13 protein-coding genes are annotated in these 13,654 nt (G+C 41.8%); 11 read left to right on the top strand and 2 right to left on the bottom strand.

Annotated features, from left to right (window positions below; genetic code table 11):
- Positions 1-109: 109 nt before the first annotated feature.
- Entirely contained in the window at positions 110-979 is an 870-nt protein-coding gene (locus EPB74_RS06295) for a hypothetical protein (RefSeq protein ID WP_274903385.1), read from the top strand.
- Between the two features lie 75 nt (positions 980-1,054).
- On the opposite strand, the gene ampC is transcribed toward EPB74_RS06295, so the two are convergent.
- Complete coding sequence (gene ampC / locus EPB74_RS06290; protein ID WP_274903383.1) at positions 1,055-2,230, bottom strand: class C beta-lactamase; 1,176 nt, start codon at positions 2,228-2,230, stop codon at positions 1,055-1,057.
- Positions 2,231-2,644: 414 nt separating this feature from the next.
- On the opposite strand from ampC, the gene EPB74_RS06285 reads away from it, so the two are divergent.
- From EPB74_RS06285 to tatC, 4 genes are all read left to right on the top strand, one after another.
- On the top strand, positions 2,645-3,640 hold the full coding sequence (locus EPB74_RS06285; RefSeq protein WP_274903382.1) for a diaminopimelate dehydrogenase: 996 nt from the start codon (positions 2,645-2,647) through the stop codon (positions 3,638-3,640).
- A 498-nt stretch (positions 3,641-4,138) separates the two neighbouring features.
- Complete coding sequence (gene tatA / locus EPB74_RS06280) at positions 4,139-4,396, top strand: Sec-independent protein translocase subunit TatA (protein WP_274903381.1); 258 nt, start codon at positions 4,139-4,141, stop codon at positions 4,394-4,396.
- 55 nt (positions 4,397-4,451) lie between these two features.
- Positions 4,452-4,838, top strand: coding sequence for a Sec-independent protein translocase protein TatB (tatB, locus tag EPB74_RS06275; RefSeq protein ID WP_274903380.1), 387 nt, complete (start codon positions 4,452-4,454; stop codon positions 4,836-4,838).
- Positions 4,835-5,704, top strand: coding sequence for a twin-arginine translocase subunit TatC (gene tatC / locus EPB74_RS06270; protein WP_274903379.1), 870 nt, complete (start codon positions 4,835-4,837; stop codon positions 5,702-5,704). The genes tatB and tatC overlap by 4 nt, the downstream gene beginning before the upstream one ends.
- Positions 5,705-5,965: 261 nt before the next feature.
- Here the strand turns inward: tatC and EPB74_RS06265 are convergent, their stop codons facing one another.
- The gene (locus tag EPB74_RS06265) at positions 5,966-6,385 is read right to left on the bottom strand and encodes a hypothetical protein (RefSeq protein WP_274903377.1); all 420 of its coding nucleotides are present in this window, start codon (positions 6,383-6,385) and stop codon (positions 5,966-5,968) included.
- Between the two features lie 532 nt (positions 6,386-6,917).
- Here EPB74_RS06265 and EPB74_RS06260 point away from each other — a divergent pair.
- From EPB74_RS06260 to torC, 6 genes are all read left to right on the top strand, one after another.
- Positions 6,918-8,996 (top strand): heme lyase CcmF/NrfE family subunit, encoded by a 2,079-nt coding sequence (locus EPB74_RS06260; RefSeq protein ID WP_274903376.1) that lies wholly within the window; start codon positions 6,918-6,920, stop codon positions 8,994-8,996.
- A gap of 4 nt (positions 8,997-9,000) precedes the next feature.
- Positions 9,001-9,591, top strand: coding sequence for a DsbE family thiol:disulfide interchange protein (locus EPB74_RS06255; RefSeq protein ID WP_274903375.1), 591 nt, complete (start codon positions 9,001-9,003; stop codon positions 9,589-9,591).
- Positions 9,588-10,259 carry a cytochrome c-type biogenesis protein gene (locus EPB74_RS06250; RefSeq protein ID WP_274903374.1) on the top strand — a complete coding sequence of 224 codons (672 nt, stop codon included), beginning with the start codon at positions 9,588-9,590 and terminating at the stop codon, positions 10,257-10,259. The genes EPB74_RS06255 and EPB74_RS06250 overlap by 4 nt, the downstream gene beginning before the upstream one ends.
- Positions 10,256-11,536, top strand: a complete 1,281-nt coding sequence (gene ccmI / locus EPB74_RS06245) for a c-type cytochrome biogenesis protein CcmI (RefSeq protein ID WP_274903372.1) — start codon at positions 10,256-10,258, stop codon at positions 11,534-11,536. The genes EPB74_RS06250 and ccmI overlap by 4 nt, the downstream gene beginning before the upstream one ends.
- 564 nt (positions 11,537-12,100) lie before the next feature.
- A complete protein-coding gene (locus EPB74_RS06240; RefSeq protein WP_121509207.1) occupies positions 12,101-12,271 on the top strand; it encodes a periplasmic nitrate reductase, NapE protein in 171 nt (56 codons plus the stop codon).
- Between the two features lie 135 nt (positions 12,272-12,406).
- Positions 12,407-13,654 carry a pentaheme c-type cytochrome TorC gene (gene torC, locus EPB74_RS06235; RefSeq protein ID WP_274903369.1) on the top strand — a complete coding sequence of 416 codons (1,248 nt, stop codon included), beginning with the start codon at positions 12,407-12,409 and terminating at the stop codon, positions 13,652-13,654.

Genomic DNA, 13,654 nt, shown 5'->3' with positions numbered 1-13,654 from the left:
CAGTTTCAATCTGACACAGCTGCTCGAAAATAAACACAGAAAAGCCGGTTTAGAGTATTCCCATTGAGGCGTATATTAGTATGCATAGTCTATATTTAGGAGTTTAGCCATGCTAGCTTTTCATGAAAAACCGCCCTTACCGATAATTAAAATGGCAATAATCACCACTTTATTAATTGGTACTGCGCAATTATTAACAGGCTGCGACTCACAACCTTCATCTTCAAATAATGACGCCATTGCGCAAACTGATGTTACAGATAAAGGTATGGCTAAGAAAGATGAGACGTCTATAAATCCAGCGCCTATAATAGATGCTACCACTACGGATAAAACACAGGCTATAGAAGCAGTAAGTCTATTCGATGAGCAAACCGTAAGCCCGTCAGGTTACGAGAAGCTCAGCTTTGGACAGGTCATTACACCAGAGCTGTTAAGTGACCTAGGACTGACCAGAGCAGAGGGCGATAACGAACAGTGCTATTACGTCATTAATCCAACACTGAGCTATGTGGATAAAGAGTATGGTAAACGTGCCTCTGTGCTGTATCAGATTATAGATAATAAAGTTGCGCTGATCAGTATTCAGGATCCAAACATAGCGTTTTATAAAGGTATCAATGTCGGTGATTCAGCCACAGACGTTATGAAGGCGCATAATGACGCCCTTACTTACGAGGTCGATAAATATGCGGTCGATGGTGATTACTATAGTCTGATTGCTAATGTTAATTTCAAGGTAATAAAAGATAGCCAACTCGGCGAGTTATTAACAGCCGAAAATATTGAGCTTGATAATAAAGAGGACAAATTGCCTCTACAAATTGAATATCATATCAAGGGTGGTCAAAAGCTTAATGACTATAAGATTAAAACGACTGAGTGGACAGCAGATAATAAGAGACTGTTAAAAGGTGAGGTGGAAAGCATTGATATCGGTATCCCAGCCGCAATCTATCTTGTCGAAGGCTGCTCTTAAGAGGTAAACGTAAAGAACCCAGCATCTAGCTGGGTTCTTAATGATTTATAATGCTATTTTATCACTCATGTTCAATTAATGAGTCATCGCACTTTCTAAGATGGTATACGCTGCTTTGATTCTATCTGCATTAGGATAGTTTTTATTTGCTAAGATGACAATACCTGTCTTTTTAGTAGGAATATAAGCGATATAGCCGCCAAAACCATTGGTAGCGCCAGTCTTATTGACCCATACGTTATTTAAAATAGGTATTGGATGATTATCTGTCGTAATTGTCTGAGGCTTAAGCACCACCTCCGCTGAATTGCCTTCAAGCAGTGTCTCTAGCTTTGTTGGAAACTGATACATCTCCCACGCTAATCCCTGTATAAAAGTGCTCGCTTGATAATAGCCTTTTCTATTATTATCTAACGCTTGTTGAATATCTTTATCCAACGGCACTAGCCCCATATTCGCCGCCATGAAATGCGTCATATCTGCACTGGTTGATTTAATACCATAGGCTTCGGCGTCCAATATGCCGGGATTGACTCTTATCGGTTCTCCAGCAGCGTTATAGCCAAACGCATAATCCGCCATTCTATCGCTAGGAACATTAACAAAGGTATTTGGCATGCTGAGTGACGGCAGTATTTTATTTTCCATTAGCGATGTGTAATCAGAGCCCATACTTAGTGCAGAGATATAACCAAACAGCCCTATGCTGGCGTTGGAATACAGACGCTTTGAGTTTACAGGGAAGACAGGCTGCCACGATTTATAATAGCGGAGCAACTCTTTATTGTTTTTAACCTCATCAGGCACTTGAAGCGGTAGACCACCAGCCGTATAAGTGGCTAGGTTTATAAGCTTGGTATTGCCGATGGGGCTATCTGTGAGGTAAGGGATATATTTATCCACGCTATCATTTATTGACAGCTGGCCATTGAGTTCCGCATAACTGGCAGCGGTTGCAGTGAAAGTTTTACTGATAGATCCCAATTCAAAGATAGTGTTTTCTGATACAGGTTTGCGGGCTTTTTTGTCAGCCAAACCATAATGATAAAAATACGATTTACCATCAATAATGACGCCAAAGGACATCCCTGGAATATTATGCTCATCCATTAAGAGTTTGGCTTGCTGATCAACTGCACTCTTTAGACGATCATGACTGTCTGCCGCTTGTACCGCTCCAGATGTCAATGACACTACCACTAAAGCGGTAAGTCCCACTCGATTTAACGTAGTTTGAACTGATTTTTTCATTATAGAGTTACTTATCCATTCTGATAGATGTTTTGATAATCGTTTAATACTTCAATGAGTATTAAAATAGCTCTGTTCCCAATTTTAGGAATAGGGTTTCACTTTTTCATTAGCATATTCTCTCAGAATGTTGAGCCTCCGACAATCCCAGGGCGGTTTACTTTGTCTATTCCGATTTTATGTTATACCAATAATAATACTAACAAGTGATTTATAGGTTGCTTAAATCAGTAGCTTTGTACAGATGGGTCGTACAGATGGATTCAAATATGCAAAGTAAGCTATCACTCGTAATAGTAATGATCTAAAATACGTGCTATTTTTGCAGACCCTTATTGCACAACATGTATCACTTGATACATATCACACCAGCAGTAACTGACTGTCCGCTACACCAACGTAAGGTTAATCATAATGACCCCAGTAATTAGAGTCGCCATCGCCGGTTACGGCAACCTCGGCCGCGGCGCCCAAGCCGCTATCAAGCAAAGTTCTGACATGCAGTTAATCTGTGTATTCAGCCGCCGAGATCCCGCCTCCGTCACCCTAATTGACGAAAGCGTGCCTGTGTACGCCATGGACGATATTGCACAATACAAAGATGACATAGACGTGCTGATCTTATGTGGCGGCTCCAAGTCTGATTTGCCTGAGCAAGGCCCAGCGTTCGCCAGCTTATTTAATATCGTCGACAGCTTCGATACTCACGCTAAAATCCCTGAGTACTTTGCAGCGCTTGATGTGCCTGCTAAGGAAGCTGGAAAAGTTGCCATGTTGTCCGTAGGTTGGGATCCCGGTCTGTTTTCCATCAACCGCTTATACGGTGAAGCCATTTTACCGGTCGGAGAAACCTATACCTTTTGGGGCAAAGGCTTAAGCCAAGGACACTCAGATGCAGTACGCCGCGTGGATGGTGTTAAGTCAGGCGTGCAATATACCATTCCCTCAGAACCTGCCATGGCACGGGTACGTAACGGTGAGCAGCCAACGCTAAGCACACGCGAGAAGCACACCCGCGAATGCTATATCGTACTGGCAGATGGCGCCGATGCCGATATGGTACGTAATACCATAGTAACCATGCCGGATTACTTTGCCGACTACGACACCGCAGTACACTTTATCGACCAACAAACTTTTGAGCGTGAGCACCGCAAGATGCCCCACGGCGGCTTCGTTATTCGCAGCGGTGTCAGCGGCACTGAGCAAGACAGCAACAACCAAGTGTTGGAGTTTTCATTAAAGCTCGGCAGTAACCCTGAGTTCACCTCTAGCGTGCTAGTGGCCTACGCCCGCGCTACCTATAAGATGAACATGGCTGGCGAAACTGGTGCGAAAACCGTACTTGACGTCGCACCTGGTTTATTATCGCCTAAGACACCGGCGCAGCTGCGTAAAGAACTGCTGTAAACACTAGCTCTGAACCAGAAACAAAAAAGCTCTGAGCTAAAAATAAAAAGCACCAAGCCATGAAGGCTCGGTGCTTTTTTTGTGGTCTAATCTTTGGCGCCGCTACTTTAGTTTGTGCAATAACCTCTACCATGTCAAAGTCGGTCGACCAAATCTTATAATATAACGTTATCTTATATGTATTTATTCTATTAGCTTATAGCTATTTTATAATTAAAAATAGCAAAGTAAATTTGGATAGTGGTTAACAGTCAGAGCAATTGAAACTGATAATAACCTGACAGAAACCTTTTAATATTTAATCAAGTAGTATTTTGACCTTCAGGTCGTAAACTTATCGTAGCTGCTTTATATATCAGAGAAACAGATGCTTGGTTTAAAGAAAGAGCCACTGTGATTGCGCTGCTTGAAGCTGTGATGTTAGTATGAGGAAGGGGTTTCTAAAGCACACTTACAAATACTGGTCTAAACAAGATCTCAAAATATAAGGATACCGTTATGGGTAGTTTTTCCATTACACATTGGCTAATTTTATTGGTGGTAGTGGTAATCGTATTTGGTACCGCTAAGCTTAAAAATGCTGGCAAAGACTTAGGTGGTGCAGTAAAGGGTTTTAAAGAAGCAGTGAAAGATGAAGAAACTGAGCATACTCACAAGAAACGTGTGCTTAGCCATGAAAATGATACACAAGCAGGCAGTCAGGTTGATGATATGGAAATCAGCCCCGTCACCACTTATGATAAGCACAAAGTATGAAGCGCGCCGCTTATAAATAGCGGTACTAAGTAGTCTATTAATATGTGTGACTGTTATGTTTGATATCGGGTTTTCCGAATTACTCTTGTTTGGCGTCATTGCTTTAATCGTATTGGGCCCAGAGAAGCTGCCACAGGCCGCACGTACAGCTGGGCAATGGTATGCCAAAATGCGTCGTATAGTATCAACACTACAGTCTGAAATAGAGGCTGAGCTTGATCTAGCTGAAACGCGCCAACAAATGCAAAATGAACTTGCGAAAATCCGTCAGACTGAGTCGGATATGAAGCGTGAAATAGCAGAAATGCGCGGCAGTATGCAAAAATTTGAGCATTCACAGAACCAAAGCTTAGACGCTTCACATCAGCCAATCACCTCTTATGATAAAGACCATCAACTAGATACTTCTTCCTCGTTAATTAAACAGGAGGTGGATCAGTGAGCCTATTGAAACGGCAAAAAAGTCGACAAGAAAAGATAGCAGATTCAGAGTTTGAAGCGACAACAGATACAACACAGAATAATGAGTCAGAAGATACGTTAGGTACTCTTGGCGATATGCCTATCACTGAACATTTAATCGAGCTGCGCACGCACTTAATAAAAATATGCGTTGCCGTTTTAATTATATTTTTAGCATTGGTAGGGTTTTCACGCGAGCTTTATAATCTTTTATCAGATCCATTGGTAGCGCAGTTGCCCATCAATTCGACTATGATTGCCACCGACATAACGTCAAACTTTATGGCACCCATTCGCTTAACGGTCTTTGTCGCCGCATTTTTAGCCATGCCTTATATCCTGTATCAAATTTGGTCGTTTGTGGCTTCCGGCTTGTATGAAAAAGAGAAAAAAATCGCTATTCCCTTACTACTGTCTTCGATATTTCTATTTTATGCTGGTGTTGCTTTCGCCTACTTTATCGTACTCAAAGGTGTATTGAAGTTTTTTATCCTGTTCGCTCCGCAGAACGTTATACCAATGACCGATATTGACAGTTACCTGAGCTTTGCCCTCAAGCTATTTATGGTGTTTGGACTGACTTTTGAGATTCCAGTGGCCACCTTATTATTGGTAATGGTCGGAATCGTTTCTACTAAAAGTTTAGAAGATAAACGTCGTTATATCATTGTCGGCTGTTTTGGGGTCGCCGCGGTAGTGACACCGCCTGATGGCGTATCAATGCTGTTACTAGCGATTCCTATGTGGCTCTTGTTTGAGTTGGGTTTGTTTTTAGCAAAAATATTAATTAGAGATGAAGGAATTACCGTTTTAGCCTCAGGGAATGAAACATTAGAAAATAGCTAGCAATAGAAAGTAGCTAGCAATACCTTAAACACGCCAAGTACCTCTCTTTGATAGCTGACTCACTGGCTAAGATAAGCAAATTAAATGGACGACACCAAACTTACTATTCTTTAGGTGCTTACTCTAGACTTTCAGTAGATTATGCAAGTTTACTAAAAATACTTGTTTAATGGACACTCGCTGGTAGTGGGGCTTAGATTTTATTATCTAGCTCTCTGATTCAAATATATTGGTCTCTGATATCTCCCGAGAATTTAAATCTTAATAAGTCGAGACGGGTTCTTCTGTTTCACCACTATTTAACACTTCAGAATCATTACTACGGTTAATACCTACCTCGTCATTTGACATATCTTCGCTGACTATCGCACCATCCTCGGAAACTGCCCCAGTATTCTCAGGCATATCGTTACTTGGCAGAATAGCACTTTCCTCTCGGTTACTATGCATGGGCTCACTGGCAATAGCTATCTCAGCTGCTGCTTCTTGCTCTGATGTTTGTGAGTCAACCTCTAGAGCTGAACCTTCCATCGTTGATTCGTCTTTTTTATCACAAGCACTTAATGTTAATGCCGATGTTGCTAGTATGACAAATAGCCATTTTTTACGGGTGGTGTTTGATTGCTTATTGTCAGGGGATAGTTGGATTATGGTAGCAGTTTTTAGAGTTTTATTTATCATATTCATAATGCTCTCAGCTCTCTAGCCTAATTAGTTGTTAGTAATTTTTAAAGTTATGCTGTTAGATAAAATGCTAATCAATAAAGTTTAATTAATATCATATAACTATACTAACAATTAAGTATAGCTACCTTATTAGTTACAGCACAGTTGTGTTAAAAATTCGTAACTACCTGTCAATGAGCTATGTTTTATGGTTGGTTGAATATAAGTAGGCGCTGATTACCTAAAATAAATAAAGTAATAGCGTAAATGATGATTTATTGATTAGGCTTCCGCACTTAACGCACTCTGAGGTCTTAACCTACTGCTTCATAAGAAGATGGTTACATGCAAACATTCCGCATAAATGCTGGCTTGAAGTCATTATTAGTCTCGATAAACCGGCATAAATTTGGCTAAGAGTTGAGACGTAAATATCAAAAAAAAATCATTAATGTTAGAATGGTTTTAAGCTCTACTTCAATCAGTCTACTTTAAATTTTAGGTCACTCTTAATGATGACCGAAGCCGATCAAATAAGGTCAGATATATGCTAATCACAGAGCTGGGATATTTTGCTTTGCTGGTAGCCTTTGTGCTCGCCATATTGCAAGTGATATTACCTACATGGGGTATTTTAAAACACAATGTTGCTATGCAACGGTTAGCGCCGAGTCTAGCTTGGGCACAGTTTTCTATGATGATGCTGTCATTCGTGGGATTGATGGCAGGGTTTTATTACAATGACTTCAGTCTGGAATATGTGACCCAGCACTCTAACAGCTTGCTACCGTGGTATTACCGAGTATCAGCGACTTGGGGTGGTCACGAAGGCTCGTTATTGTTATGGATGACGATTCTGGCGACTTGGGCAGCATTAGTCTCCTTGTTTAGTCGCGGTTTGCCATTATCTATGCGCGCGCGGGTATTGGTTATTATGGCTGGCGTGCAGACGATGATGTTGGCGATGCTTATTTTCACCTCATCGCCGTTTAATCGCACCTTGCCTTATCTAATGGTCGATGGTGTAGATCTAAATCCAGTACTACAAGATCCTGGCTTAATCATTCACCCGCCAATGCTATATATGGGTTATGTTGGCATGGTCGTGCCTTTTGCTTTTTGTATGGCAGCATTGTGGGCAGGGAGGCTGGATGCAGTATGGGCACGCTGGTCACGGCCTTGGACTCAAGCGGCTTGGGGGTTTTTAACGTTAGGAATCGCTCTGGGTTCTTGGTGGGCTTATTATGAGCTTGGCTGGGGTGGCTGGTGGTTTTGGGATCCAGTGGAGAATGCTTCTTTGATGCCATGGCTGGCGGGTACGGCATTATTGCATTCATTGGCTGTTACTGAGAAGCGTGGCGTCTTTAAGGCATGGACCATTATGCTGGCCATCTTTACCTTTGCGCTAAGTTTGCTAGGTACCTTCCTTGTGCGTTCTGGCGTTATTACTTCTGTGCATTCATTTGCAGCTGATCCAACCCGAGGCCTCGTTATTTTAGTTATTTTAGCGATAGTCATCGGCGGTGGATTAATTATGTTTGCCCTGCGTGGCTGGCAGTTGACTGTTGAAAGTCAATATCGTGCGATCTCTCGTGAGTCTTTTCTAGTCATCAATAACGCCATTATCTTAATAGCGACTTTAGTCGTCCTGCTTGGTACCTTGTATCCTATCATTGCTGATGCCTTTAATTTAGGCCAAGTCTCCGTTGGTGCGCCTTATTTTAATGCTTTATTTGTACCGCTAACGTGGTTATTAATGCTCGCGATGGGTATGGGCTCGAATATTCGTTGGAAGAAGGACAGTCGACCTTTACTTGGACCGGCATTGATTATCGGTATTAGCAGTGCCGTTTTGGGTGCAATTATCAGCTATTTCGTCTATCCAGTAGCAATGTTTAATATCGCGGTGACTGTCGCGTTGAGTCTATGGGTATTGGCATGGATGTTCGTCGATATTAAAGATAAGACCAAAAATGCTAAAACTCGACTGGCTGGTATTAAACGTCTGAAAAGTAGTTATTGGGGCATGCAGACCGCCCACGTAGGCGTATTAATCGCCGCGATAGGTGTGGCATTTACCTCTAGTATGAGTATTGAAACTGATGTGGCTATGGGTGTCGGCGACAGTGTTCATGTTCAAGGTTATGATTTTGAGGTTAAAGGTTTTACAGAGGTCAAAGGCAGTAACTATGATGCGACCGAAGCCGAAGTCTTCGTCAGTAAAGATGGTCAATCGGTTACAACATTGCGGCCACAAAAACGTACTTACGTGGTGAGTATGATGCCGATGACCGAAGCTGCAATTGATGACCGACTAAGCCGAGATCTGTATGTCGCGTTAGGTGAACCTATTGCTGAAGACAGTAATCAGTGGGCAATCCGCATCTATGTCAAACCCCTTATTCGCTGGATTTGGCTGGGTTCTATTATCATGGTACTTGGTGTAGTGATATCGATGTTAGATCCTCGTTATCGTATCAAACCTAGGAAGCGTTACAAAATTCTGGAAGATGACCTTGACTATGGTATCTATGAAGACAGGCCTATAGATATAAAGTCTGAGTATATAAAGGCTGGAGTCAAATCAGTTAATAGTTCAGTTACTCAATCAGTAGAGGAGCGCTAAGGTTATGAAAAGTAAACAACTTAAACTGTGGTTTTTGATTCCGCTTATCGTGTTTATTGGTTTCATTATTATGCTTTTTTTTAGACTGGGTAAGCCAACGGAGATCGTGACCAACACAGCACTCGAACGTCCAGTACCAACTTTTGAGTTGCCACTATTGTCTGATACCAGTCTCATGGTGACAGACTCACAAATGCCAACATCTCCTTATTTAATCAATATTTGGGGTTCATGGTGTCCGACTTGTGTGTATGAGCATCCTTTCTTTTTAGAATTAAAGAAGCGTGGTGTCCATACGGTCGGTGTGAACTATAAAGACGAGATTGGTGATGCGCTTAATTATCTTAATGAGCTTGGCGATCCGTATTTGATGTCTGTGCAAGACTACTCTGGTCAGTTCGCCTTGGATTTAGGTTTGACTGGTGCCCCTGAGACTTTCGTTGTCGATAGCAAAGGCATTATTCGTCAGCATATCGTTGGTGAAGTAAACGAAGAAAATTGGCAAAGCCGGATTAATCCTTGTTTAAAACTTCTACAACAAGAGGCTACTGGTGAAAAGATAGCATCTACCCAAGTTGAAGAGGTCTGCCAATGAACGCTAACACCTCATTATTTTACAGACTATTATTAATCCCAGTTTTTGTGCTTTTTACCTTATTAATAGGAGCGACAAACCTGAGTCATGCGGCTATCGAAGTTTACGACTTTGATTCAAAACGGCAAGAAGCGCAGTACCGCGGCCTAATTGATGAGTTTCGTTGCCCGAAATGCCAAAATCAAAATCTGGCAGGTTCTGATGCACCTATCGCCCAAGATTTAAAGCAAAAAACTTATGATATGGTAAAAGATGGTCGCTCGGACGCTGAGATTCGTCAGTATATGCAAGAGCGCTATGGCGATTTTATTAGTTATAGTCCACCAGTACGTCCATCTACATGGATACTTTGGTTCTTTCCACCACTATTATTAATCTTAATACTGGGCGGCTGGTTTTGGCGCAATCATACTCGTAGTAAAGCTCCTAATAAACGCCCTATTATGCCGAATACAGATATAAGTAGTTCACTTACAGTTAAAGAGCAAGCCGCGTTAGATAGACTGTTAGCAAGTCGGGAAGAAACAGGTAAGACAACGACAGAGGCAACGATAGACGAAGCTAACCTAACTGAGACTAAGACTAAGACTAAGACTAAGCCCTCTAATCTTAAAACGACGAAACCCAAATTTAATGGGCAAACACGCGATAAAGGAGATTCCTTATGACTGTGTTTTCTACTCTTGTCATATTCATTATTTTTAGCCTATTGGTTGCGCTATTAGCCGCATTGATAGTCATCGTACCGTGGTTGCGCTCAAGCAGAGATGCGCCTGACCCTGTAGACAATCGGCTAATTGATCTAAATGTCGATGTGTACAAGTCCAGATTGCGTGAGCTTGCTGCTGATAAAGCAATAGGTACTATAGATGATGCTCAATATATAGCCCAAAAAACAGAACTTGAGCGCCAGTTATTAGATGCTGAACAAATCGCAACGCCTATGCAATTGCCTAGTCTAAAAGGTCAGTTGGCACTGATAGTCTGTGTGCCAGTATTGGCGATATGTGCTTATGTGCTTTTCAGCGATCGTAGCGACGTGTTTGACTTATGGCGCGCGCAGGATAGAGTGGGTGAAGTATCAGAGGAGCTGCTTTCCGGCAAGATTGACGTGCTACCAGAGTGGGCTTTTGAAGATGGTGCAGGACTTTTCTCGACCATTCAAACCAATGTCCATCGTAATGCTGATGATTCTTACCGCTGGATGGTATTGTCGGAAATATTCTTATCTTTTGAAGAGCCAGAATCGGCTTTAGAAGCCCTATCGAGAGCTTATAGACTGTCCCCTGATGACAAAAATATTGCAGCAGAGTATGCGCAGTTAAGCTTTTTAGCGAATGGAGGTAGTCTTGATATCGAGACTCGCCGAGTCTTGGAGGACATCCTGAAAGGTGATCCTGATAATGAGTCAGCACAGATGTTAATGGCAAGGGGCGAGGCGAAAGCAGGTAACTATGAGCAGGCACAAGGCTGGATAGCTAAAATGCGTCAGCGTATGGAAAAAAATCCGAGCGATGATAGGCATGCGCTTACTGGCTTGGATGAGTTAACGGCCGATATTGTCAGGCAACAGGCGCAAGCTAATGAAGGTGTAGATATATCTATCACTGTGAATGCTAAATTACTACCGTTAATAACCGCTGACGATGTATTATTTGTTGCTATTCGCGCCGCTGAAGGTGGGCCTCCCTATGCGGCAAAACGAATACCGATTAGCAGTTTAAGGCAGGGCAGTATCAGTTTAAGCCTAAGCAATCTAGACGCAATGATGGCTGATAGAACGCTACAACCTGCACGCGCATCAGGTGAGCAGCTGGTTGTGACCGCGCGCATTAGCCATTCTGGTAATGCTATTTCCGTATCTGGTGATTTATCTTCTAATCCAGTCGTGCTAAAAAGTGACCAGCAACAAGTAAATATTGAAATCAATCAGCAGGTGCCTTAAATATTCGTCGGGAGTGTTAGATGAAAAATGTTAAGTGGTTTTCAATGTTCAATGTTCAATGTTTAATGTTTAATGTTCAGTATTATATGAGTTTTAATAACAAGATTTTAACGACAGAGCTATTCATTAATTAGAGAGTAGTTAGTATAAAAGCCTAGATCAGAAGCGCCTCGATAATTTCGGGGCGTTTCTTTGTAAAAATGAGCAGTTTCAATAGCGTATAGCCATAGAGCTCATCCTGCCTTATGCGGCTTGTTTTATGCTAATTAAATGAGCACTCAACTCATAAGTTTTAGGGTGTAATGTTGCAGATTAGTTACAGAATATTGAGTATCCATGTTATCATTACAGTTAGTAAGGTATTAAGTTGTTTAGTGTTTTATAAAATCTAAACTAAACAATATCCAACTTAAAATAAACTAAACAATAAAAATATAACGACCATTTAAAACAAAGATAAAGATACAAGAAATCGTTTATTTAGCATTCTTATTTGAAATAAAAGCTTTAAATATTACTGTTTTACTACTTGTTAGCCAGCGTGAATATATTTAGAGGTGAACTATGCAACCTGAACAGCAACTAAAAAACCAGCAGCAACCAGTCAGACGCGAATGGCTCAGTGCCCTAGTCATGGCTTTTATTGCCTTACCATTTATAGCGCTGTTATTCATTTGTGCTTATGGTTTCATTATTTGGTTCGGTCAAATGTGGTTCTGGGGACCACCTTCTTAACCTGTTAACTAGCGTCCCGTCAGTAACTGATATTGTCCAATCGCTAACCTCTATTATTTTCACGCAAAAAATGGACAAATAACCGCCCAAATTGTATGAAATTCAAATGGCTATGAAATACAGTAAGGAATCATCATGAAAGCAATCATGAGTGCAATCAAAAGCCTATTTAACTGGCTGCGTCGTCTTCTGTTTAAACCTTCCGCAAAGATCGGACTTGGAATACTTATCATCATCGGCTTTGCGGGTGGAGTTTGGTTCTGGGCAGGGTTTAATGCTGGCATGCAAGCAACCAATACCGAAGAGTTTTGTACTTCTTGTCATACGATGGGTGACAACATGCTACCCGAGCTAAAGAAAACCGTACATTTCAAAAACCGTACTGGTGTTAGGGCAGAGTGTTCAGATTGTCACGTACCCCATGATTTTACGGCGAAAGTTGCGCGTAAAATGCAAGCCTCACGTGAGGTACTGTCACAGTTGATGGGTGATATTGGTACTCGAGAAAAATTTCTTGATCATCGTGTGGTATTAGCGCAACGTGAGTGGGGCCGTTTTAAAGCCAACGATTCTAAAGAGTGTCGCACTTGCCATGATTACGACAGCATGGATTTTGATAAAATGCGCGTCACCTCACAAATGATTATGCGTAGTGCGGCTGAACGTGATGCCAGCTGTCTTGATTGCCACAAAGGGATTGCGCACGAGTTACCAAATACTGAAGGTATGCACAATCCAGCATTTGATTCGCTATTGTCTGAAGCCAGAAGTACCAAAATTAAAGATGGTCAAAACTATTACAACATTGTACCGCAAGATTTATATACCTCAGATGATAGAAAGACTAAAGCAGGTAGTATAGAAATTGCTGCACCTGTTAAAGTGTTGGCGCACAAAGATGGTGGGGTACAAATTGAGCTCGATATGTGGCGCAAAAACAAAGGCTTCGGTCGTGTATGGTATACCAACTTTGGTTTAAATATTCCTGATGCCGTTATCGAAAAAGACTTAGCTAGTGATAAGAGTCTCATCACAGCAGGCGAAGCTAAAGAAGATCCACTGACTGGTCTTGAATGGCAAAAAGTGAAGGCTCAGTTCTGGGTTGCCGAAGGAGGCCTCATGGAGAGTATCGAGCCAGCTTGGGACATTGCTAGCCAGACTTATAGTGATAGCTGTAGTACTTGTCACCGTCAACCAGACCCAAGTGGACACGATGCCAACCAATGGCCAGGCTTATTTAGTGGCATGGTAGGGTTCACTAACTTAGACAATGATAGTGCAGCTATGGTCTTAAAATATCTACAACTGCATTCATCAGATTTTAGAAAGAACCCTCAAGGTAGTGGGTCGCCTGAAAACACGTTCCAAGGTGCTAGACCGTAA

This window comes from Psychrobacter sp. DAB_AL62B (genome assembly GCF_028895345.1).
Taxonomy (GTDB): domain Bacteria; phylum Pseudomonadota; class Gammaproteobacteria; order Pseudomonadales; family Moraxellaceae; genus Psychrobacter.
Note: the sequence above shows the minus strand (reverse complement) of the source record. Positions and strands in the feature narration are given on the sequence as shown.